Source organism: Nocardioides bruguierae (assembly GCF_023656415.1).
Classification (GTDB): domain Bacteria; phylum Actinomycetota; class Actinomycetes; order Propionibacteriales; family Nocardioidaceae; genus Nocardioides; species Nocardioides bruguierae.
In genome coordinates this window covers 22,913-44,487 of sequence record NZ_JAMOIL010000034.1, presented here as the reverse complement: position 1 = coordinate 44,487, position 21,575 = coordinate 22,913, and the positions used below count along the sequence as shown (strand labels likewise).

Sequence of the window (21,575 nt, the reverse complement as noted above, 5' to 3'; positions counted from 1 at the left end):
ACGTCGCGCAGCTCCTCAACGGACGACCACGCAAAACGCTCGGCTGGAAGAACCCAGCCGAGCGTCTGCGTGATCTACTCACCGCCAGCTAACAACAACGGTGTTGCGAGGACCGCTTGAATCCGCCACCCGGCGCGGGGGTCTCGTGCGTCCGGACCCGCCGGTGGTCGAGCAGCGACGAAGCTGCTCCCCCCGGTGGTTGAGGAAGGACGAAGTCCTGTCTCGAAACCACACGTGTCGAGCCCCACCCCTTGAGGTCGCACGGACCGGGGAAGGATGACCCTCGTGGTCGAGCAGCACGTGGAGGAACCCGCGCACCCGGAGCAGGAGCAGGCTCCCTACGAGCCGAACCCACGCCGCTGGCGCATCCTGGGGGTGTCGCTGGTCGTCGGGTTCATGTCGCTGCTCGACGTCTCGATCGTCAACGTCGCGATCCCGTCGATGTCGGCGGGCCTGGACGCCTCGGAGGCGACGATCCAGTGGGTCGTGTCCGGCTACGCGCTGGCGTTCGGTCTGACGCTGGTGGCGGGCGGTCGCCTGGGCGACGCGTACGGCCGTCGCACGATGATGCTGATCGGGCTGACCGGGTTCGTGGCGTCGTCCGCCTTCGTGGGGTTCGCGCCGAGTGCCGGGACGGTGGTGCTCGCGCGGCTGCTGCAGGGCGCCTCGGCGGGTCTGCTGACACCGCAGAACTCCGGGCTCATCCAGCAGCTGTTCCGGGGGCGTGAGCGCGGCAAGGCGTTCGGGTTCTTCGGGCTCACGGTCTCGATCGCCTCGGCCACGGGCCCCGTGATCGGCGGACTCATCATCGCGCTGGCCGGCACCGAGAACGGCTGGCGCTGGCTGTTCCTGATCAACGTGCCCATCGGCCTCGTGGCGTTCGCCGCGATCTGGTTCATGGTGCCGCGCACCCCGGCCGCGGAGCGCACGGGCGACGCCCGGATCGACGTGCTCGGGTCGGTGCTGCTCGGCGCCACCGTGATCTGCCTGCTCCTGCCGGTGGTCTCGCTGGAGAACGGCTCGGTGCTGCCGATGCTGCTCCTGGTCGGCGTGCCGGCCTTCGGCTGGGCGTTCGTGCGCTGGGAGGCCCGCCAGGTCCGCACCGGGCGTCCGCCCCTGCTGGACCTCCGTCTCCTGCGCCACCTGCCCGGCTACGTCAACGGCATGGCCGTCGGCGCTCTGTACTTCACCGGCTTCACGGGCCTCATGCTCGTCGCGTCGTTGCACCTCCAGGACGGCCTCGGCTACTCCGCGCTCCAGGCCGGACTGATGATGGCCCCCTTCGCCGTCGGCTCCGCGGTGGCAGCCCCGCTCGCCGGCCGCGTGGTCACGGACGTCGGCCGCAAGCTCACCGTCGGGGCACTGAGCCTGATGATCACCGGCACGGTGCTCATCGCGATCGTGGTGCCGCTGGCGACGCCGATCTGGGCGTGGCTGCCGCCGGTGCTGCTGCTCACCGGCCTGGGCGCCGGCGCGGTGGTCAGCCCGAACATCACCCTCACGCTGCAGGAGGTGCCGCCGGAGATGGGTGGCGCCGCGGGCGGTGCCCTGCAGACGGGCCAGCGGATCGGCGCGTCGATCGGCGCGGCCCTCGCCGTCTCGGTCTACACGCTGGTGGCCGGCGCGACGTCGTCCGCCCTGGGCCTCTCGACCGCCCTGGCCGCCGAGATCGTGCTGCTGCTCGCTGCCCTGGCCATGGCCGTCCGGGCCTGGCGGCGGTGACGCCCCGCTCCCGGTGTCGCGCCTCCGGTGATGACAGAGACGGCGTGACCGCCTGCACGCCCGCACCGGTGTGACAGGGGGCTGAGGAGGGGGAGGATGAGGGACATGTCGGAACCTGCGCCCGCTCCCGATCACGTCACCGAGGTCCACCCGGACGCCGTGACGGTCTGCATCAGCCGCGTCGTCGACCCTGCCCGCGAGGCGGAGATGATCTCGTGGCTGACGGCCGGCCAATCGCTGGCGCAGCTGTTCCCCGGGTTCCTCGGTGTGGGCTGGGTCCGCCCCGCCCCCGGTCACGACACCTGGCACGCGCTCTACCGGTTCGCGGACGCCGACGCCCTCAAGGCGTGGGAGGAGTCCCCGCAGCGGCACTGGTGGCGCGAGTCGGCGGCCGGCCTGGTGGTGCGCGAGGTCGGCACCGAGAAGAGGTCCGGCATCGAGGGCTGGTTCGACGCCCCGGACGCCGAGATCCTCACCGACGCCCCGCCCCCGCCGCCGCGGTGGAAGCAGGCGATCACCATCTTCATGGTGTTCTACCCGGCCTCGCTGGTGGTCAACTGGATCGCCGGCCAGATCGACTGGGTCCAGGCCCTCCCGCTGCCGCTGCGGCTGCTCTCCACGATCGTGGTGCTGACCCCGCTGATGGTCTTCTTCGGCCTACCGTGGATCACCCGCAAGATGGAGTGGTTCCTCCAGGGCCGCCCGGCCCCCTGGCGGCGCGCCCGCTCCGCCTGACGTCGACGAAGGTCGCCGGAGGTCGAGGAAGGGCTGGGCCTGCTGAGCCGGAGGTTGAGGAAGGACGAAGTCCTGTCTCGAAACCACCGGCCACCCCCGCAGAACGTGCAGTTCGTTGCAGTGCATCGACCTGCAGGTGGCTGACGGTTTCGAGCGCGGACGCCGCCGGGCAGCGTGTCGCCCATGACCACTCTCGGGACCACCCTCCACCGTCACCTCCGCCGGATCGGCATCGTGCTCGCCGGCCTGCTCCTCACGGCCGGCACCGGCGTCCTGGCGGCGCCGACCGCCTCCGCGGTGAGCCAGTCCAGCGCCGCCTCCCAGCTCTCCGCCGCCGGCATCAGCTGGGTCTCCTCCGGCGGCTGCACCGACCGGTACAACTCCTCCTGCACCTCGTTCGAGGGCATCCGTCAGGCCACGATCGACGGCGCCATCACGCTGAAGAACGCCTCCGGCTGCGCCCTGACGATCACCGGCGGCACCGAGACCGGCCACTCCTCGGGCACCTACTCGCACTGGAACGGCTACAAGCTCGACTTCCGCATCACCACCTGCCTGAACAACTGGGTGACCGGCCACTACGCCTACATCGGCACCCGCAGCGACGGCGCCGCGATGTACCAGGCCGCCTCCGGCAACGTGTACGCCAAGGAGGGCTCGCACTGGGACGTCACCTACTACTCCTGCGGCTGCTGACCGCTCCGCTGGTCGAAGGGACGGGCCCAGCCCGCTGGTCGAGGAAGGACGAAGTCCTGTCGCGAGACCGAGGCCGGTGGTCGAGCAGTGAGGAGCGCGAGCGACGAACGCACGTCGAGACCACGCCCCGCACGCCCTAGGCTGGCCCCGTGAGCACGGAGCTGAACATCCCCGCCGCCCCGCCGATCGCCGGCACCCGCCACGTCCACTCGGGCAAGGTGCGCGACCTGTACGAGGTCACCGACGGCGAGCACGCGGGCCGCTTCCTCATGGTCGCCAGCGACCGGCTCTCGATCTTCGACTTCGTGCTCGACACGACCATCCCCGACAAGGGCGAGATCCTCACCCGCATGTCGCTGTGGTGGTTCGAGCAGCTCGAGGACCTCGTGCCGCACCACGTCGTCTCCACCGACGTGCCGGACTCGGTCAAGGGCCGCGCGGTCATCTGCGAGAAGCTCGACATGTTCCCCGTCGAGTGCGTGGCGCGCGGCTACCTGACCGGGTCCGGCCTCCTCGACTACACGGCGTCCGGCGAGGTCTGCGGCGTCCCGCTGCCCGCCGGCCTCGTGGACGGCAGCCGCCTGCCCGAGCCGATCTTCACCCCGGCCACGAAGGCCGAGCTGGGCGACCACGACGAGAACGTCTCCTACGAGGCGGTCGTCGCCACGATCGGGGAGCCGGACGCCGCCGACCTGCGTGACCTCACGCTCGCCGTGTACGGCCGGGCCGAGGAGATCGCCCGCGAGCGCGGCATCCTGCTCGCCGACACCAAGTTCGAGTTCGGGCGGGACGCCGCCGGCCGCACGATCCTCGCGGACGAGGTGCTGACCCCCGACTCCTCGCGCTTCTGGCCCGCGGCCGAGTGGAAGCCCGGTCAGACCCAGCCCTCCTACGACAAGCAGATCGTCCGCAACTGGGCGCTCTCGCCGGAGTCCGGCTGGGTGAAGTCCTCGGGCGAGGCGCCGCCGGTGCTGCCCGCCGAGGTCGTCGAGCGGACCCGCGCCCGCTACATCGAGGCCTACGAGCTTCTCACCGGCGAGACGTTCTGAGCATGGTCGCGCGCCACGGCTCGGGTCGCGTCCGGTTCTCCGTGCCCCAGGAGGTCGCCTTCGACTACCTGGTCGACCCGGCGAACCGCCCCGCGTGGCAGTCCTCGCTGCGCTCCGTCGCGGACGTCGACGGCGAGCCGCGCGACGGCCAGACCTGGACCGACGTGACCGTGCCGGGTCCGCGGCCCGCGATGCGCACGACCCGGCTGGAGCGTCCGCACGTGTGGGCCGAGTCCGGCACCTGGCGCGGGGTCCGCGCCGACCTCGACCTCGCCTTCACCCCGGCCGCCGCGGGTCTGGCCTGCGACGTGTCGTTCCGGTTCCGCATCGAGGCGCTGGGCGTCCTCGGCCTGGTGGCCACGTTCGCGTCGGTCCCGGCCGTTCGTGCGGACCTCAAGCACGCCGCGAAGATCCTCCTCGAGCGCCAGTAGGCGCCGCCTCGGTCTCGCGACGTTTGCTGCGCAACCTCCTCGACCAGCGGCGAGACCGCCTCGATCACCGCGGTGCGGTCACTCCTTGCCGGAGTCGATCCCCAGCCGCACGCCGTACGAGACGACCGCGACGGCGACGCAGCCGAGGCCGGCGTAGCGGACGGCTGCCACGACGAAGAGCACCGTGGTGAGGTCCCTCAGGTCGCGCGGCGAGAGGCCGTCGACCAGCGCCACCGACAGGATCGCCGAGACGAGGATCAGCGCGGCGCCACCGAGCAGCAGCCACCGGGTCATCTTGCGGGCGCGGTCGCCGACGGGCTGCGCCTGCCAGGCAGCGCGGGCGCTGGAGATGCCGTCCGGTGCCGGCCCGCCGGTCTCGGACTGCGCGGTGATCTCGTTGATCGCCTTGTTGCGCTCGTTGGGGTCGTGCATGGACGGGTGCGGCATGGATCCTCCCGAGACGGTCGGCCGACTGGGGGCGTGAGGCCGACGTTGACATCCCGAGCATCCCACAGGCGTCGGTCGCCGGCGACCGGGCACGCGGCCCGTCCGGCCCCTGTACCCGCTTGTGACTCGTGGGTAGGTTGCTCCCATCACACCCCGACGTGACGGAGGCCACTCGTGACCGACTACAACCTCGCCAGCCTGCTCGAGAACAGCGCGGCGGCCTACGCCGGTCGCGACGCGGTGGTCCTCGGCGACACCCGGCTCACGTACGCGCAGGTCAACGGCGCGGCGAACCAGGTCGCGAACGCGCTGAAGGAGCGCGGCGTCGGGCACGGCGACAAGGTGGCGCTGAGCTGCCCGAACCTGCCGTACTTCTCGATCGTCTACTTCGGCATCCTCAAGGCCGGCGCGACCGTCGTCCCCCTCAACGTGCTGCTCAAGGGGCGCGAGGTGGCCTACCACCTGGCCGACTCCGACGCGAAGGCCTACTTCTGCTTCCAGGGCACCCCCGAGCTGCCCATCGGCGCCGAGGGCTTCGCCGGCTTCGAGCAGGCCGAGGGCTGCGAGCACTTCTTCATGATCACTGCGGACCCGGCCGCCCCCAGCCCCATCGAGGGCACCATGACGATGGGCCAGGCGATGGCCACGCAGCCGCCCACGTTCGACACGGTCGTCACCGACGAGGACGACACCGCCGTCATCCTCTACACCTCCGGCACGACGGGTCAGCCCAAGGGCGCGGAGCTGCGGCACCGCAACATGCGCGACAACGCCCTGGCCGGCACGGAGCTCTTCGGCGCGGACGCCGAGAACCCCGACACCTACCTGTGCGTGCTGCCGCTGTTCCACTCCTTCGGGCAGAGCGTCATCCAGAACGGCGGCTTCGCGTTCGGCGGCACCGTCGTGATGCTGCCGCGCTTCGAGGCGGCGCCCGCCCTGGGGCTGATGCTCAAGGAGCAGGTGACGTTCTTCGCCGGCGTCCCGACGATGTACTGGGGCCTGCTGGGGGCGCTGACCCCCGAGGTGGACGTCGACACCCTGGCCAAGAACCTCCGCGTCGCCGCCGCCGGCGGCTCGGCGCTGCCGGTGGAGGTGCACCGCAAGTTCGAGCAGCAGTTCGGGGTGACGATCCTCGAGGGCTACGGCCTGTCCGAGACGTCCCCCGTCGCGTCGTTCTCGCCGTTCGGCAAGCCCGTGCGCGTGGGCTCGATCGGCCTGCCGATCCCCGGCGTGGAGATGAAGCTGATCGACCCGACCCCGGGCGAGTGGGGCTCGATCCCCGACGAGCGCGACGAGAACGGCATGACCCCGGTCGGCGAGATCGCCATCAAGGGCCACTGCGTGATGAAGGGCTACTACCAGCGCCCGGACGCCACCGACGCGGTGCTCGACGCCGACGGCTGGTTCCGCTCCGGCGACCTCGGTCGGCAGGACGCCGACGGGTACTACTACATCGTCGACCGCTCCAAGGACATGATCATCCGCAACGGCTTCAACGTGTACCCGCGCGAGATCGAGGAGGTCCTGCTGACCCACCCCGCCGTCTCGCTGGCCGCCGTCATCGGCGTGCCGCACGAGGAGCACGGCGAGGAGATCAAGGCGGTGCTGATCCTTGACGAGGGCGCGAGCGTGTCCGAGGACGAGGTCCTGGCGTGGGGCAAGGAGCAGATGGCGGCGTACAAGTACCCGCGCATCATCGAGTTCGTGCCCAGCCTGCCCATGACCGCCACCGGCAAGATCCTCAAGCGCGAGCTCAGCTGACGCGATCCGGTGGTCGAGGTGCGAGGCCGGCCACGGCCGAGCCTCGGGACCGCTGCACGCGACTCGCTACGGTGAGGACGTGAAGTTCCTGGTCTTCGGCTTCCTGTCGTTCCTGATGCTGGCCGTCGGCATCCTGTGGACCGGTGAGTCCTTCGGCTGGTGGGGCGAGGAGCCCACGTCCGGCAGCGGCACCGCCGTGCTCGGCCCGCCGATCGCCGGCCTCGGCGTCGCGATGGCGATCGTCGTCGTGCAGCAGGCGGTCAAGCGCGACTGAGCACAGCCGGTGGTCGAGGTGCGAGGAGCGCCAGCGACGAGCCTCGAGACCGCCGCACCAGACGTGAGACGTCACTCGAACGGGTTCGGCAGCGCGCCGGGCAGCCCGGCCAGCATCTCGCGGGCCTGGGCGGCGACCTTGTGCTCGACGAGCACCTCGTACCGGGTCGCGACGACCTGGGTGACGGAGGAGAAGTCCCGCTGGCCACGGGTCAGGGCGTAGCTGATCAGCGTGAAGATGAGGCCGAACAGCGCGCCGATGACGGCGGTGGAGGCGAGCAGCGCCAGCAGCCCCTGGTCGGAGGAGAACAGGCTCAGCACCAGGCCGACGAAGAGGCCGAACCAGGCGCCCGAGGCGGCACCGCCGACCGCGACCCGGCCGGTGGTGAGCCGACCGGTGATCCGCTCGACTCGCTTGAGGTCCGTCCCGACGATCATGCACTGCTCGACCGGGAACTTGTGGTCGGAGAGGTAGTCGACCGTCTTCTGGGCGTGCGCGTAGTCGTCGTAGGTCGCCAGGGACTGCGGGAACTCCAGCGCGAACGCGTCGGCGCTGAGGCGGCGGGGGGTTCCGGGGCTGCTCATGGCCCCAGTCTGCCCCCGCCGTGGGTGCCCGCGGGGGTGTCCTCGGCCCTCAGTTGCCTGTGAACCGCCTGACGGTCGCCACCAGGGCGGCTGCGTACCGCCTCTGCCCCGCGGTGCGCCGCATCGCGCGCGCGTCCCGCCGGTTGCGCATGTTGCCCGCCTCCAGCAGCACCGCCGGCACGTCGGAGAGGTTGAGGGTGCCGAGGTCGCCCCGGGCGTCGATGCCGGTGCCGCCGGCGACGTAGTTCGCGACCGGGAACCCCTGCCGCTTCATCGCCCGCTTCAGCGTGCGGGCGAGGCGACGCGACGGCTTCCAGATGTCGCCGGTCCAGCCCTTCCGCTTCGTCGGCCGGATGACGTGGAACCCGCGGGCCCCGCTCGTGGTGCTGCCGTCGCCGTGGAGCGAGAGCAGGACGTCGGCGTCGTACCGCGCCCCCGCCTTGCCGCGGGTGTTGATGCACGGACCCCACCGGTCCTCCCGGTTGCTGTGCCGGGTCAGCCGCACGGTCGCGCCGAGCCGGCGCAGCTTCCTGCGGGTGCGCACGGCCAGCTGCCACACGAAGGTCGCCTCGGGCCAGCCCTTGTTCGTCGCCGTGCCGGTGGTGTTGCACGCCTTCTTGAACCCGCCGGCCTGCACGAGCCGGTTGATCTCCTCCGGGAAGTTCTTGTTGCCCAGCTGGTGGCCGGGGTCGAGCACGACGGTCACGCCGGCCAGCGGCTTGCGCTCCTGCGCTGCGCTCACGGCCGTGGCCAGCCCCGACGTGGCCAGCTCGGACGACGGCAGCGCCGGTGCGGCCGGCGCGAGGCCGAGCACGAGCGCGCCGGCGAGGGCGGGCGCCGCCACAGCCCTCCCGAGCGTGCGCGGGGAAGGCCGGTGGGCCGGTCGGTGGGGGAGCCGAGGCATGCCAGCAGGGTAGGCCGGGTTCCGGGGCGTTGTCCCGGGCGTCGCGTCCGCCGCACGCGGCCGGCTCGGAGCATCGGTCGACGCGGCTTAGGATGGGACGCGTCGGCGCTGCCGACGTCCCTGATACGTGAGACCCGCAGGAGTCACCGTGCCCGTCGTCGTCGTCGACGTGATGCCCAAGCCCGAGATCCTCGACCCGCAGGGCAAGGCCGTGCAGGGCGCTCTGCCCCGCCTCGGCTTCGCCGGCGTGAGCGACGTCCGCCAGGGCAAGCGCTTCGAGCTGACCGTCGAGGAGGTCACCGACGAGGTGCTCGCCCAGGTCGCGAAGATGGCCGAGACGCTGCTCTCCAACCCGGTGATCGAGAACTTCACCGTGCGCGTGGAGACCACCTCGGAGATCGTGGCCGGAGCGAACGCGTGAAGGTCGGGGTCGTCACCTTCCCCGGGACGCTCGACGACGTCGACGCCGCCCGGGCGATCCGCATCGGCGGCCACGAGGCCGTCTCCCTGTGGCACGGCGACCACGACCTCAAGGGCGTCGACGCCGTCGTCCTGCCCGGCGGGTTCTCCTACGGCGACTACCTGCGCTGCGGCGCCATCTCCCGCTTCGCGCCGGTGATGACCGAGGTCGTCGCGGCCGCCAACGGTGGTCTGCCGGTGCTCGGCATCTGCAACGGCTTCCAGATCCTGTGCGAGTCGCACCTGCTGCCGGGCGCGCTGATCCGCAACGACCACATGAAGTTCGTCTGCCGCGACCAGCGCCTGCGGATCGAGAACGCCTCGACCCCGTGGACCAGCGCCTACAGCCACGGTGCCGAGATCACCATCGCCCTGAAGAACGGGGAGGGCGGCTTCGTCGCCGACGAGGCCACGCTCGACATGCTCGAGGCCGAGGGCCGGGTCGTCGCCCGCTACCTCGACGTGAACCCGAACGGCTCGATGCGCGACATCGCCGGCGTGACCAACGAGCGCGGCAACGTCGTGGGGCTGATGCCGCACCCCGAGCACGCGGTCGAGGAGCTCACCGGCTCCGGCACCGACGGGCTCGGCTTCTTCACCTCGTTCCTGGAGCAGGCCGCCTCGGTCTGAGGCCCCTCTGATCGACTCCGCCCGACCGGCGGTGAGCCACCAACCGAACCCCGTGCGGGAAGGGTTGCAGGCTCACCGCCGGTCGGCGTTCCGGAGCACGAGCGGTGCGTCGGCAACCGAACCGGCTGAGCAGACAGGTTGCTGAGCCACCACCCATCGAGAGTGCCGCCGATGCTCACCCTCTTGGGCCGCTCAGGCACCCTGGACCCATGCGCTCCCCCCTGGGTCTGTTCCGCAAGGTCGCGATCGCGGAGGCGGTGACCTGGGCCCTGCTGATCCTCGGCATGGTGCTCAAGTACGGCACCGAGACGACCGACCTCGGCGTGCGCGTCTTCGGGATGCTGCACGGGATCGTGTTCGTCGCCTACTGCGTGACCACCGTCGTGGTGGCCGTCGACCAGCGCTGGAGCCTCGGCCGCGCCGTGCTCGGCCTGGCCTCCGCCGTCCCGCCGTTCGTGACCGTCGTCTTCGACCAGGTGGTCGAGCGTCGCGGCGGCCTGGGCACCACCTGGCGCCTGCGGGCCGAGCAGCCCGCCGGCGTCCTGGAGAAGCCCGTGGCGTGGCTGCTGCGCGAGCCCCTGCGCGGCCTGGCCGCCGGGGTCGTGGCCGTCGCCGCGCTCACCGGCCTCGCGCTGCTGGTGGGCCCGCCGGCGTCCTGAGGCTCGACCTCAGCTGCGCTGGCCCTGCTTCAGCAGGCGCCACTGCGGGCCGGTGATGATGCCGGTCGCCTCCAGCCCCACCCGTCGCTGCCACTGCTTGACGGCCTTGGTGGTCGCGGCCAGGTAGAGCCCGTTGACGGGGGTCCGGATCTTCGCGGCGACCGCGTTGAGGGTGCGCTGGAGGTAGCGCACCTGGTTGCTGCCGTCGCCGAACTTCAGCCGGGTGCCGCGGGCGTACTCCGACAGCGCCGCCACCCAGTTCTCCCGCGACCACGTGCGGGACTCGTCGAAGCCGTGGTGGCGCTGCCAGGAGCGGACGACGGAGACCAGCTCGGCGTCGTACTCGCCGTCGGTGCGGCCACCGGCGAAGCCGTCGAGCCGCAGGACGCACTGCAGCGCCGCCGTCCTGCCCTCGTCGGCGACGACCGTGCTGCCGTCGGAGGCGGTGCGCGTGGGGGCGAGGTTCATGTAGTCGCGGTAGGAGATCTGCGTGCCGTTGCAGACCTCGGCCTCGTCCGGTGCCCGGGTGCCCTTGCCGAGGTCGAGGTAGCTGGAGTCGATGTTGATGGTGACCCCGCCCCACGTCTCGTCGTGGCCGCCGCGGTACTGCTTCATCCGGTCGCCCTCGGTCCAGCCGGTGTTGCTGAGCGAGGTCGAGGTGAGGTTCTGCTGGCCGTCCCAGTCGGCGATCCAGACGCGGTCGGGCATCGAGAAGCGGTGGGGGCGGTTCTGCCGGGCCCCGTCGAGCGCCTTGATGCCGGACCCGGCGCTGGAGTACACGCCCGAGACGTAGCCGAGGGTGTGGATGCGGTCGGTCCAGCCGTCGAGGAACGACAGCGCCGACTCGCGGCAGTTCTTGTTGCCGAGGTCGAAGCCCTCCATGTCGTACCAGAGGGTCGAGCCGGCGGCGATGCCCAGGTCGGCGGCCTTGTTGACGGCGCCGGAGGCCGACTTCACGCCCTGCTCGTAGGCGAGGTCGTACCGGCCGTTCCTCCCGGGCCGGGGGTTGACGGTCTCGTCGTTCCGGTACCGCGGGAAGCGGGGGTTGCAGGAGGCCTGCGGGCCGAGGGTGATCGGCAGGATGCGCCACCCGGTCGACGCCTGCTTGGCGACCCACTCGGCGGTGAGGTTCGGCTGGTCGCGGCACGCGCGCGACTTGCCCGAGGCGTAGACCCCCACGGCCTGGTAGGGCGAGGTGCGCCACCAGGTGTTCATCGTCTTCTGGTCGGGCGTGTGGCACTGGTCGAAGGCCAGCCCGGTGAGGTTGCGGGGCGTCACGACCCCCGGCTCGCCCTCGCGGGCGGCGGTGTCGTCCGCGGAGGCCAGGGTGCCGGTGGTGGCGACGGTCGACCCGGTGCGGACGGCGGCGGGCGCGGCCGTCGCGGGCAGGGGGCCGGCCAGCGGCAGCACGAGCAGGAGGGGGACGGCGGCGAGCAACGCACGCAGGCGCGGGCGGCGGGTCATCGGGGACTCCGGGAGAGGTCGGGCCGGGGAAGGGCCGGTGGGGGGAGCGACCGGACGACGATAACCCCAGGAGTCCCACGGATCACGGCACTTCACACGAGTTGCACGACCCTGTGCACGCACGAGCGGGTCGTGTGCCTGAGCGGTGGCCGGAGCGACCGCTGGGGCACACGACCCGCGTCGGGTGGAGCGAGGTCAGGCGGCTGCCTGCTCCAGGGGCTCGGTCGGCTCGCCGTCGGGCTGGGCGGCCCGGGCGGCCCGGGCACGCCGCGCGGCCTGCACGGTCAGCGCGAGGGCGGCCAGGGCTGCCGCCGAGGCGAACGCGGCCGAGGTGAGGAACGCGGCCTGCGCCCCGGGCACGACCTCGCCGGGCACCGCGCCCACGGCGTAGACCGAGACGACGGCCGCGAGGCCGACCGCCCCGCCCAGCTGCTGGGCGGTCTGCAGCATGCCGGACGCGGCGCCGGCGTCCTGCGGCTGCACGCCGGCCATGACGAGCGAGGTGACCGGCATGAAGATCGCGCCGGCCGAGGCGCCGATGAGGACCAGCGGCAGCAGCAGCGCCGGGGCGTAGCCGGCGCCGGCGTCGTAGGTCGAGAGCACCGTGAAGCCGAGCGCCAGGCCGATCGTGCCGGCGAGCACCATCACCGGGGCGCCGAGCCGGGCGACCAGGCTCGGGGCGAAGCGCGACATGGTGAAGATCGACAGGCTGACCGGCAGGAACGCCAGGCCGCTGGTGAGCGGCCCGAAGCCGAGGTCGGTCTCGAGGATCTGCACGACCAGGAAGAACATCGACATCTGGGCGCCGAAGACGAGCGGCATCACGACCAGCGCGCCGACGCGGCGCGGGTCGCGCAGCAGCGCGGGCTGGACGAGCGGGGTGCGGCCGAGCGCCTCCTGGCGCAGCTCCTGGCGGACCAGCACGGCCAGCATCGCCAGGCCGATCAGCAGGAGGTCGAGGGTGCTGGTGGAGGTCCAGCCGTGCTCGGCGGCGCCGACGAGGCCGTAGACCAGGGACACCGCGCCACCCGTGGCGAGCAGGGCGCCGAGCACGTCGAACCGCCCGGGGCGACGCGGGGTCTCCGCGACGTGCCGGCCGACCAGCGCCACGACGGCCAGGCCGATCGGGACGTTGATCCACAGCGTCCAGCGCCACGAGCCGAGGTCGGTCACGACCCCGCCGAGCAGCAGGCCCAGGCTGGCGCCGCCCGAGGAGACAGCGGCGAACAGGGCGAAGGCGCGGTGGCGTGCCGCGTCGTCCTTCGCGCTCGTCGTGAGCAGCGCCAGGACGCTGGGAGCGGCCAGCGCCGCGCCCACGCCCTGGGCCGCGCGGGCGGCGACCAGCTGGCCGGGGGTCTGGGCGAGGCCGCCGAGCAGCGAGGCGAGGGTGAAGAGGGTCAGGCCCACCTGGAAGAGGCGGAGCCGACCGAGGACGTCGCCGAGCCGGCCGCCGAGCAGCAGCAGGCCGCCGAAGGCGAGCGTGTAGGCGTTGAGCACCCACGACAGCGAGGCCGGGCCGAAGCCGAGCGCGGTGTCGATGTGGGGCAGGGCGACGTTCACGACGGTGGCGTCGAGCACGATCATGAGCTGGGCGACCAGGACGATGGCCATCCCGAGGCCGAGGCCGGACTTCTCGTCGGGCTCGGCGGTCTGCGTGGTGTTCGTGGTGCTGTCCTTACGGGAGGGGCGGTTCTCGTCGAGGCGGACGCCGGCGGGGCGGCCGCGTCCGGGGATGAGCCGGGCCACGCCCGGCTCGCCGGTGGCGGAGGCGGTGGAGCCGGCGCGGGTGGCGCGACGCTCGGCACGGCGGACCTGGCGGGCTGCTGCCCGGTCGGCGGTGCGCTCGCGGTCGCGGCGGATGAGGTCCTCGAGCGGGTCGGAGGCGTCGAGGGCGACGGTGTCGACCCGTCGCGGCTGGGCGTGCCGGGTCGTGAGGGTCGCGGGGACGGTGTCGATCTCGGGAAGGGACGCGAGCGCGTCGTCGTTGCGGCTCGTGGTGCGGGTGGTCGTCGTCTGGTGGGGCGGTGTCTGGGACATGGGGAGCGCGTCCTGTTCTGACCCTGGCTGGGCCGACGTAGACTGAACTGGAGATGTCCTCCGGTTCGCCTTCGACGATACGGAGAGTGTCTCCGCTTAGCAAGGGAACAGCCGAGATCTGTTCCGAATCCACCCGTGTGATCCGTGAGAGGTGCGTCATGCGCGCTGATGCCCAGCGCAATCGCGACAAGATCGTCGAGGCTGCTCAGGAGGCGTTCCGCTGCGGCGGCTACGACGTCCCGCTCGACCAGATCGCCAAGGCGGCCGAGGTGGGCCCGGGCACGCTCTACCGGCACTTCCCGACGCGCGACGACCTGGTCGACGCGGTCATGGCTCCCTGGGTGGCCGGCGTCGAGGCGGCGGCCGACCGCGCGCTCGAGGCCACCGGCACGCCGCGCGAGCGCCTGCTCGCCTGGTTCGACGAGTACGTGCGACTGATCGCGGTGCACAAGGGCGGCCCCGCGAAGTTCACGATCGCGCTCGGCGACGAGGGCTCCCCGATCAAGCACAAGTGCGGCGTGCTGCTCGCGGCCCACGAGCGGGTGCTCGCGCCGCTGCGCGAGGAGGGCGCGCTGCGCGCCGACGTCACCGCCATCGAGGTCGGACGCCTCGTCGGCGGTGTCGCGATGGTCGCCGACTCCGGCCAGCTGGACACCGCCGCGACCGGCCCGATGCTCGGCGTCGTCGCGGACGGGTTCCTCACCCTCGAGCACCACCCCGCCTCGTCCGCCTGACCCACCCGCGCCTGACCCCACCCTCGCCGAGTCGGCAGCAACGTGCTGCCGACTCACCGGGTGTCCCCGCCGAGTCGGCAGCAACTTTCACCCCGCCACGCTCGGGTGCGTCCACCCACGTCCGCCGAGGACGGCCCGAGGGGCCGCGGCAGGTAGATTGCTCCCGTGCTGGACACCGTCTCCGTCGCCGCGTCCGACCCCGACCGCGAGCAGCCGTTCGCCGACCTGGGCCTCAAGCCCGACGAGTACGAGCGGATCAAGGAGATCCTGGGCCGCCGGCCCACGAGCTCCGAGCTCGCCATGTACTCCGTCATGTGGTCGGAGCACTGCTCCTACAAGTCCTCGAAGGTCCACCTCAAGCAGTTCGGTGAGATCCCGCAGGAGACCAAGGCCGGGCGGATGCTCGCCGGCATCGGCGAGAACGCCGGCGTCATCGACGTCGGCAACGGCTGGGCCGTGACGTTCAAGATCGAGTCGCACAACCACCCCAGCTACGTGGAGCCCTACCAGGGCGCCGCGACCGGCGTCGGCGGCATCGTTCGCGACATCCTCGCGATGGGTGCGCGCCCGGTCGCCGTGATGGACCCCCTGCGCTTCGGTGCGCTCGACGCCGCGGACACGCGCCGCGTGCTGCCGGGCGTGGTCTCCGGCGTCGGTGGCTACGGCAACTGCCTCGGCCTGCCGAACATCGGCGGCGAGGTCGTCTTCGACTCCTCCTACGCCGGAAACCCGCTGGTCAACGCCCTGTGTGTCGGCGTCCTCAAGCACGAGGACCTGCACCTGGCCAAGGCGTCCGGCGAGGGCAACAAGGTCATCATGTACGGCGCCCGCACCGGCGGCGACGGCATCGGCGGCGCCTCGATCCTGGCCTCGGACACGTTCGAGTCCACCGGCCCGACCAAGCGCCCCGCGGTGCAGGTCGGCGACCCGTTCATGGAGAAGCTGCTCATCGAGTGCACCCTGGAGCTGTTCCAGGCCGGCATCGTCGCGGGCATCCAGGACTTCGGTGCCGCCGGCATCTCGTGCGCCACCTCCGAGCTGGCCGCGGCCGGCGACGGCGGGATGCACGTCGAGCTCTCCGGCGTCCCCCTGCGCGACTCCACGCTGGCTCCCGAGGAGATCCTCATGAGCGAGTCGCAGGAGCGGATGATGGCGGTCGTCGAGCCCGCCGACGAGGCCCGCTTCATGGAGATCTGCGCCAAGTGGGACGTCGAGGCCGTCACCATCGGCACCGTCACCGGCACCGGCCGCCTGGTCATCGACTGGAACGGCGAGACCATCGTGGACGTCGACCCGCGCACGGTCGCCCACGACGGCCCGACCTACGAGCGCCCCTACGCCCGCCCCGAGTGGCAGGACGGCCTCCAGGCGGACGGCGCCGAGGCGCTGCCCCGCCCGTCCGTGGCCGAGCTCAAGGACCTGATGCTGCAGATGGTCGCCTCGCCCAACCTCGCCGACAAGAGCTGGGTCACCGACCAGTACGACCGCTACGTCCGCGGCAACACGGTGCTCTCCCAGCCGTCCGACTCGGGCATGATCCGCATCGACGAGGAGAACGGCACCGGCGTCGCGCTGGCCACCGACTGCAACGGTCGCTACGCCAAGCTCGACCCGTTCACCGGTGCCCAGCTCGCGCTGGCCGAGGCGTACCGCAACGTCGCCACCGGCGGTGCGACCCCGCTCGCCGTCTCCGACTGCCTCAACTTCGGCTCTCCCGAGGACCCGGACGTCATGTGGCAGTTCGCCGAGGCCTGCCGCGGCCTCAAGGAGGCCTGCCTCACCCTCGGCGTCCCGGTCACCGGCGGCAACGTCTCGCTGTACAACTCCACCGCGGGCACCCCGATCCTCCCCACCCCGGTCGTCGCCGTGCTCGGCCTCATCGAGGACGTCGCCAAGCGCACCGCGTCCGCGTGGAGTGCCGCCGGTCAGCGCGTGCTGCTGCTCGGCACCACCCGCGAGGAGCTCTCCGGCTCGGAGTGGGCCCACGTCGTGCACGGTCACCTGGGCGGTCTCCCGCCGAAGGTCGACCTGGCCGCCGAGATGTCGCTGGCCTCGCTGCTGGCCGAGGGCTCGGCCCTCGACGCCGGCGTCATCACCTCGGCCCACGACCTCTCCGACGGCGGCCTCTCGCAGGCGCTCGTCGAGGCGAGCCTGCGCAACATGGTCGGCGTCAGCGTCGACGTGTCCGAGGTCGCCGGCGGCGACCCGTTCCTCGCGCTGTTCGCCGAGTCCACCGCCCGCGCGCTGGTCACCGTCGAGGAGTCGGACCTCTCCGCCTTCCTCGCGATGGCCGCCAAGCACGGCGTCCCGGTCACCGACCTCGGTGTGACGGGTGGCGACGACCTCGTCGTCACCGCCGGCGGCGAGCCCGTCCTCACCGCGGGCCTGCTCGAGCTGCGCGCCACCTGGACCGCCACCATCCCGGCGGCCATGGCCTGACCCGCTGCGGCGGGGGTACGACCCACCACATTCGTGGTTTCCCGAGGCGGGAACCACGAATGTGGTGGGTCGTTTCCGTTCCGGAGCCCCCACCGATGAGCCAGGACGCCGGGGGAGGGCCCATCCTGGAGGGGTGCCCGACGACCTCCCGCTGACCCGCAACGTGACGCTGCGCGGGTCCGACCTCACCGAGCGGTTCAGCCGGTCGAGCGGGCCGGGCGGGCAGGGCGTCAACACCACCGACAGCCGCGTCGAGCTGCTGCTGGACCTCGACCACGCCGACCTCCCCGAGCCCACCCGTGCCCGGCTCAAGGAGCGCCTCGGCAGCCGGCTGGTCGACGGCCACCTCGTCGTCGTCACCGCCAGCGAGCACCGGGCCCAGCTCGACAACCGCCGCGCCGCCCGCGAGCGGATGACCGCCCTGCTCGCCGAGGCCCTCGCCCCGCCGCCCAAGAAGCGCCGCCCCACCAAGCCCACCCGCGGCTCCCAGCGCCGCCGCCTCGACGCCAAGAAGCAGCGCGGGGAGATCAAGAAAGGGCGTCAGAAGGGACGAGGCGGCGACTGGTCGTGACGCGCTGCGGTAGAACGGTGCCCGTCAAGCACCCCTGACCACCCCGTCATCCCGAACGAGGACACCGTGAGCCAGACGCCGCCGGAGAACACCGACGACCAGCCCACCGACCAGCCCACCGACGAGCCGGCGCAGGAGCCGGCCGAGGTCCTCGAGGGAGCCTCGACCAACCGCCGCGGCCTGCGGGTGCTGATCGGCTTCGTGCTGCTCGTGGTGGTCGCCGGCGGCATCGCGAAGGTCGTCACCACGCTCACGGCCGAGGACCCGCTGGCCGACGCGGAGCCGGTCTTCACCCTCGGCGGCGACGGCTGGCTGACGCCGGAGGGCCGCCCGCGGACCCCGGCGGTCGACGAGGTCTCCGAGGTCGCCTGGACGTGGACGTCCGCCGAGGAGGAGTCCGTCGACGAGGTCTGGCCGCTGGGCCGAGGCGCGCTGCTGTGGACGGGGCAGGACCTCGTCGCCCTCGACGCCGACGGCGAGGAGGCCTGGCGGCAGGTCTACGTCGAGGACACGCCCGACGACTTCTTCGCCGAGCCCGATCTCTACGAGATCGAGCCGGTCGTCTCCGACGACCACTCCCTGGTGTGGGTCGACAGCGAGGACGGCGCCGCCATGCTGGATGCCGAGAGCGGTGAGACGCTGTGGTCCGACGCCGGCGGAGTCCCGGTCGGCGACCTCGTGGTCGTGGACCGGGGTGACGACGGGCTCCTCGCCCGCGACGCCGCGACCGGCGACGAGCGCTGGGGAGCCGACGACCCGGTCGCCGCCGTCACCGCCTGGGGCGATCGCCTCTACGTGGTCACCGCGGACCTGGACGTCCTGGAGCACGATGCTGCGACCGGCGAGGTCACCGCCGACCTCGGCACCGTGCGGGGAGCGGCCGGGGACGAGGTGGCCGTCGCGGCCGCCGGCGACCTCCTCGGCGTGGGTGTCGGCCGGTCGTCCACCGTGCTCTCCACCGACGGCACGGTGCTCTACGAGCGCACCGCCACCGGCTCCACCGCGGGTGACGACATCATCGAGCCGGAGTCCTGGGGCGCCGGTCTCATGGCCGTCGACCCGACGATCGACAGTGACCTGATCACCCGCGACGGCAAGCGCACCGTCCAGCCCGAGGGCGCCGCCTGGTGGCCGGTGGGCAGCCGCGGCGACGACGTGCGGGTGCTCGCGCTGGGCGGCGTCTCGGGTCAGGACGGTGGCGTCAGCATCCTCGACGGCTCCCTGTCGGAGATCGCCACGGTCCGGGCGCTGCCGTTCGGCGTCGCCGACGGCCAGGCGCTCGCCATCACCGAGAAGGTCCTGCGGGCCGTGTCGCTGGAAGACGGCGACGAGCTCTGGCAGGTCCGGTGGAGCGACCTGGGTGACGGGGCTGTCGAGTCCGGTGTCGCGGTCCCGGCCATCGGCGGCGTGCTGGTGAACGCCGAGGACTCGGTCACGATGCTGCGCTGAGCGAGCCATCCGGCCCCGCCGCGGCCTCGAACCCCACCCGTGCCCCTCACCCGACGCCACCTGCTCACCGCCCTCGGCGCCGTGACCGCGAGCATCGGTCTCGCTGCCTGCACCCGACCCCCGGAGGTCCCCGCCGTGTCCGACCCCGCCGCCACCGGCCCCGTCCGCCTCACCTACGGCGACGACCCCAGCCAGGTCGCCGAGCTCACGGTGCCGGGCGGCACCCCGGTCGGGGTCGCCGTGCTCCTGCACGGCGGGTTCTGGCGCGCGCAGTACGGCGTCGAGTACGCCCAGCCCCTGGCCCCCAGCCTGGTCGACCGCGGCTGGGCCACGCTGGTGCCCGAGTACCGCCGCGTGGGCAACGGCGGCGGCGTGCCGCAGACGCTGGACGACGTCGCGGCCGCCCTCGCGCTGCTCACCGACGACGCCGCGATCGAGGCCGCCGTCGGCGCACCCCTGCCGCTCGACACGGTCGTCGGCATCGGCCACTCCGCCGGCGGGCACCTCATCACCTGGGCGGCCGGCCCCGGCGGGCCCGGCGTCCTCACCCACGTCATCAGCCAGGCCGGCGTCCTCGACCTCGCGGGTGCCACCCGGGAGAACCTCGGGGGCGGCGCGGTCACCGACTTCCTCGGGCACGCCTTCGGCGACGGGCAGGCGGACGAGGCGGTGGACCCGCTCTCCCAGGTGCCGCTCGACGTGCCGGTGTGGTGCGTGCACGCGGGCGGCGACACGACGGTGCCGCTCACCCAGTCCCAGGCCTACGTGGACGCCGCCACCGGGGCCGGCGCCACCGCCGCGCTGGTCGAGGTCGACGGTGACCACTTCACCGTCATCGACCCCGACTCCGACGCCTGGGCGCGCACCCTGGAGATCGTGGACGGCCTCGCCGGCTGAGCCACCGCGCGCGACACCGGCGGAGGGGGCGGCACCAGCAGCCGGACGCCACGAGGCCCGGGCGACCACGGTGCGTGGTCACCCGGGCCTCGTCGCGCCGGGGGGGGGCAGGGGGAGCGGTCAGTCGCGCTGCTGGGCGAGGTGCGCGACCTCGTCCGTGACCTGCTCGGTGGTGCGGGCGACGGCCTGGATGGCGCCGCGGGCGGTGTCGGCAGCCGACTTCTGCACGGCGGCCGCGCTGGAGATGACCGCCTGCGCCTCGGTGACCCGGGCGAAGACGGACTCGATCTCGCCGGCCGAGGCCAGCACGTCGCGGGTGCCGTTGCGGACGTCGTCCACGACCCCGCCGATGAGCTCGGTGGCGCGGGCGGTCTCGCCGGCCAGCTCCTTGACCTCGCCGGCCACGACGGCGAAGCCCTTGCCGGCGTCCCCGGCCCGGGCCGCCTCGATGGTGGCGTTGAGGGCCAGGAGGTTGGTCTGCTCGGCGATGCCGGTGATCGTCTGGGCGATCGAGGCGATCTGCGAGGCCGACTGCTCGAGCCGACGGATGACCTCGTTGGAGGCGGTGACCGAGGCGTTGGCGGCGTCGGCGGAGGCGGTGGCCGTGGCGGCCGCGGACTCGATCTCGCCGGCGGCGGCGAGCAGCTCGGCCATCACGGTCTCGGACTCGGTGACGCTGCCGCGCAGGCTGTCGCCGGCGGAGTTGAGGGCGACGAGTCGCTGCTCCATGTCGGCGGCCCGCGCCTGGCGGGTGACCAGCTCGGCCTCGGCACGCTCGGCGGCCGCGGACTGCTCCTCGGCGAGGCGCTGCTGCGCGGCGACCTGCTCGAGCGCCCCGGCCTCGGCCTTGGCCTGCTGGGCGCGGCGCTCGGCGTCGGCGTCCTCGGTGAACTTCCACGAGACCGCCAGGGCGACGCACTCGGCCAGCAGCATGCCGGCGTGCAGGAGCGAGAACAGGATCGGGTGCGCCTGGGCGCGGGCGTCGGAGAACACCATCGTCGGGTCCATCAGGCTCATCCCGATGTGGTGCAGCGCGACGATGCCGATGGCGACGAGGAACGGCGTCCAGGTCTGGTAGAGCGAGACGATCGCGACGGTTACGAAGAAGTGCAGGTGCAGGTCGGTGAGGCCGCCCGAGACGTGCACGAGCACGACCGAGGTCATCATCAGCGAGGTCGACATCGCGGTGGCGCGAGCGGCCTGGGAGGACAGCACCCGGCCGAGGGCGAAGGCGACGATCACGATCGCGACGCCGGTCCAGGCCATCCAGCCGTGGTTGGCGGCCGCCGAGCTGTGCTCAGCGTGCGAGGGGGCGTCCGCGGTGCCGAACGGGTGCCACACCCAGGCCATCACGACGAGCACGGGGATGTGCAGCGCCGTGATGACGCTGATGCCGTTGTGCCGGGCCCGGAACTGGGCCTCGGTCAGCTGGGCGCCTCGGGGGATCCACGAGCCGCCGGGGGAGGCAGACGGGGAGGTACGGGGGGCGCCGCTCGGGTCCGCGGCGGGGAAGGCCGTCGACGAGCCGGCGGACCGGGACGAGACGGGCGGGGGCGCGAGCAGGGTCATGCTCACGCCATCGGCAGCGACCCGCACCCGTGGCAGCGCCCTCACGACTTCTTCACGGTGCGCG

21 protein-coding genes are annotated in these 21,575 nt (G+C 72.6%); 15 read left to right on the top strand and 6 right to left on the bottom strand.

The genetic code is table 11. From position 1 onward, the window contains the following. Nucleotides 1–285 precede the first annotated feature (285 nt). From M8330_RS19220 to M8330_RS19200, 5 genes are all read left to right on the top strand, one after another. Nucleotides 286–1,722, top strand: a complete 1,437-nt coding sequence (locus M8330_RS19220) for an MFS transporter (RefSeq protein WP_250828642.1) — start codon at nt 286–288, stop codon at nt 1,720–1,722. 105 nt (nt 1,723–1,827) lie between these two features. Next, complete coding sequence (locus tag M8330_RS19215) at nt 1,828–2,457, top strand: antibiotic biosynthesis monooxygenase (RefSeq protein WP_250828641.1); 630 nt, start codon at nt 1,828–1,830, stop codon at nt 2,455–2,457. Nucleotides 2,458–2,640: 183 nt separating this feature from the next. Continuing rightward, nucleotides 2,641–3,153 (top strand): hypothetical protein, encoded by a 513-nt coding sequence (locus tag M8330_RS19210; protein WP_250828640.1) that lies wholly within the window; start codon nt 2,641–2,643, stop codon nt 3,151–3,153. 149 nt (nt 3,154–3,302) lie between these two features. After that, entirely contained in the window at nt 3,303–4,202 is a 900-nt protein-coding gene (locus M8330_RS19205) for a phosphoribosylaminoimidazolesuccinocarboxamide synthase (RefSeq protein WP_250828639.1), read from the top strand. A 2-nt stretch (nt 4,203–4,204) separates the two neighbouring features. Further along, nucleotides 4,205–4,633, top strand: a complete 429-nt coding sequence (locus M8330_RS19200) for an SRPBCC family protein (RefSeq protein WP_250828638.1) — start codon at nt 4,205–4,207, stop codon at nt 4,631–4,633. A gap of 78 nt (nt 4,634–4,711) precedes the next feature. Here the strand turns inward: M8330_RS19200 and M8330_RS19195 are convergent, their stop codons facing one another. Beyond that, nucleotides 4,712–5,080 carry a hypothetical protein gene (locus M8330_RS19195; RefSeq protein WP_250828637.1) on the bottom strand — a complete coding sequence of 123 codons (369 nt, stop codon included), beginning with the start codon at nt 5,078–5,080 and terminating at the stop codon, nt 4,712–4,714. A gap of 174 nt (nt 5,081–5,254) precedes the next feature. Here M8330_RS19195 and M8330_RS19190 point away from each other — a divergent pair, with 174 nt between their 5' ends. Together M8330_RS19190 and M8330_RS19185 are read left to right on the top strand one after the other, a co-directional pair. Continuing rightward, complete coding sequence (locus M8330_RS19190) at nt 5,255–6,841, top strand: long-chain-fatty-acid--CoA ligase (RefSeq protein ID WP_250828636.1); 1,587 nt, start codon at nt 5,255–5,257, stop codon at nt 6,839–6,841. Between the two features lie 79 nt (nt 6,842–6,920). Continuing rightward, on the top strand, nt 6,921–7,115 hold the full coding sequence (locus M8330_RS19185; RefSeq protein WP_250828635.1) for a hypothetical protein: 195 nt from the start codon (nt 6,921–6,923) through the stop codon (nt 7,113–7,115). 71 nt (nt 7,116–7,186) lie between these two features. On the opposite strand, the gene M8330_RS19180 is transcribed toward M8330_RS19185, so the two are convergent. Together M8330_RS19180 and M8330_RS19175 are read right to left on the bottom strand one after the other, a co-directional pair. Then, nucleotides 7,187–7,699: a YflT domain-containing protein gene (locus M8330_RS19180; protein ID WP_250828634.1), complete on the bottom strand. Its 513-nt coding sequence runs from the start codon at nt 7,697–7,699 to the stop codon at nt 7,187–7,189. A 49-nt stretch (nt 7,700–7,748) separates the two neighbouring features. Then, nucleotides 7,749–8,603: an N-acetylmuramoyl-L-alanine amidase family protein gene (locus M8330_RS19175; RefSeq protein WP_250828633.1), complete on the bottom strand. Its 855-nt coding sequence runs from the start codon at nt 8,601–8,603 to the stop codon at nt 7,749–7,751. A 148-nt stretch (nt 8,604–8,751) separates the two neighbouring features. Between M8330_RS19175 and purS the strand changes: the two genes are divergently transcribed. From purS to M8330_RS19160, 3 genes are all read left to right on the top strand, one after another. Next, on the top strand, nt 8,752–9,024 hold the full coding sequence (gene purS / locus M8330_RS19170; protein ID WP_250828632.1) for a phosphoribosylformylglycinamidine synthase subunit PurS: 273 nt from the start codon (nt 8,752–8,754) through the stop codon (nt 9,022–9,024). Continuing rightward, nucleotides 9,021–9,692, top strand: coding sequence for a phosphoribosylformylglycinamidine synthase subunit PurQ (gene purQ / locus M8330_RS19165; RefSeq protein ID WP_250828631.1), 672 nt, complete (start codon nt 9,021–9,023; stop codon nt 9,690–9,692). The genes purS and purQ overlap by 4 nt, the downstream gene beginning before the upstream one ends. Nucleotides 9,693–9,901: 209 nt before the next feature. Next, nucleotides 9,902–10,351: a DUF3817 domain-containing protein gene (locus M8330_RS19160; protein ID WP_250828630.1), complete on the top strand. Its 450-nt coding sequence runs from the start codon at nt 9,902–9,904 to the stop codon at nt 10,349–10,351. Between the two features lie 9 nt (nt 10,352–10,360). Here the strand turns inward: M8330_RS19160 and M8330_RS19155 are convergent, their stop codons facing one another. Next, the gene (locus tag M8330_RS19155; RefSeq protein WP_250828629.1) at nt 10,361–11,815 is read right to left on the bottom strand and encodes a glycoside hydrolase domain-containing protein; all 1,455 of its coding nucleotides are present in this window, start codon (nt 11,813–11,815) and stop codon (nt 10,361–10,363) included. A 195-nt stretch (nt 11,816–12,010) separates the two neighbouring features. Then, entirely contained in the window at nt 12,011–13,852 is a 1,842-nt protein-coding gene (locus tag M8330_RS19150; protein ID WP_250828628.1) for an MFS transporter, read from the bottom strand. 158 nt (nt 13,853–14,010) lie between these two features. Here M8330_RS19150 and M8330_RS19145 point away from each other — a divergent pair, with 158 nt between their 5' ends. The 5 genes from M8330_RS19145 (at nt 14,011) to M8330_RS19125 (ending at nt 19,942) form a co-directional block, all read left to right on the top strand. Beyond that, nucleotides 14,011–14,586 carry a TetR/AcrR family transcriptional regulator gene (locus M8330_RS19145; protein ID WP_250828627.1) on the top strand — a complete coding sequence of 192 codons (576 nt, stop codon included), beginning with the start codon at nt 14,011–14,013 and terminating at the stop codon, nt 14,584–14,586. A gap of 165 nt (nt 14,587–14,751) precedes the next feature. After that, on the top strand, nt 14,752–17,025 hold the full coding sequence (gene purL, locus M8330_RS19140; protein ID WP_250828626.1) for a phosphoribosylformylglycinamidine synthase subunit PurL: 2,274 nt from the start codon (nt 14,752–14,754) through the stop codon (nt 17,023–17,025). A 133-nt stretch (nt 17,026–17,158) separates the two neighbouring features. Continuing rightward, entirely contained in the window at nt 17,159–17,596 is a 438-nt protein-coding gene (arfB, locus tag M8330_RS19135; RefSeq protein WP_250828625.1) for an alternative ribosome rescue aminoacyl-tRNA hydrolase ArfB, read from the top strand. A 66-nt stretch (nt 17,597–17,662) separates the two neighbouring features. After that, the gene (locus M8330_RS19130) at nt 17,663–19,045 is read left to right on the top strand and encodes an outer membrane protein assembly factor BamB family protein (protein WP_250828624.1); all 1,383 of its coding nucleotides are present in this window, start codon (nt 17,663–17,665) and stop codon (nt 19,043–19,045) included. A gap of 39 nt (nt 19,046–19,084) precedes the next feature. Continuing rightward, nucleotides 19,085–19,942: an alpha/beta hydrolase family protein gene (locus M8330_RS19125; protein ID WP_250828623.1), complete on the top strand. Its 858-nt coding sequence runs from the start codon at nt 19,085–19,087 to the stop codon at nt 19,940–19,942. Nucleotides 19,943–20,062: 120 nt separating this feature from the next. Here the strand turns inward: M8330_RS19125 and M8330_RS19120 are convergent, their stop codons facing one another. Continuing rightward, entirely contained in the window at nt 20,063–21,511 is a 1,449-nt protein-coding gene (locus tag M8330_RS19120) for a methyl-accepting chemotaxis protein (RefSeq protein WP_250828622.1), read from the bottom strand. Nucleotides 21,512–21,575: the final 64 nt, after the last annotated feature.

Coding starts and splice junctions, on each gene's coding strand:
- M8330_RS19215 (WP_250828641.1), top strand. CDS start 1,828: ATGTCGGAACCTGCGCCCGCTCCCGATCACGTCACCGAGGTCCACCCG.
- M8330_RS19210 (WP_250828640.1), top strand. CDS start 2,641: ATGACCACTCTCGGGACCACCCTCCACCGTCACCTCCGCCGGATCGGC.
- M8330_RS19200 (WP_250828638.1), top strand. CDS start 4,205: ATGGTCGCGCGCCACGGCTCGGGTCGCGTCCGGTTCTCCGTGCCCCAG.
- M8330_RS19195 (WP_250828637.1), bottom strand. CDS start 5,080: ATGCCGCACCCGTCCATGCACGACCCCAACGAGCGCAACAAGGCGATC.
- M8330_RS19180 (WP_250828634.1), bottom strand. CDS start 7,699: ATGAGCAGCCCCGGAACCCCCCGCCGCCTCAGCGCCGACGCGTTCGCG.
- M8330_RS19175 (WP_250828633.1), bottom strand. CDS start 8,603: ATGCCTCGGCTCCCCCACCGACCGGCCCACCGGCCTTCCCCGCGCACG.
- M8330_RS19160 (WP_250828630.1), top strand. CDS start 9,902: ATGCGCTCCCCCCTGGGTCTGTTCCGCAAGGTCGCGATCGCGGAGGCG.
- M8330_RS19155 (WP_250828629.1), bottom strand. CDS start 11,815: ATGACCCGCCGCCCGCGCCTGCGTGCGTTGCTCGCCGCCGTCCCCCTC.
- M8330_RS19150 (WP_250828628.1), bottom strand. CDS start 13,852: ATGTCCCAGACACCGCCCCACCAGACGACGACCACCCGCACCACGAGC.
- M8330_RS19145 (WP_250828627.1), top strand. CDS start 14,011: ATGCGCGCTGATGCCCAGCGCAATCGCGACAAGATCGTCGAGGCTGCT.
- M8330_RS19120 (WP_250828622.1), bottom strand. CDS start 21,511: ATGACCCTGCTCGCGCCCCCGCCCGTCTCGTCCCGGTCCGCCGGCTCG.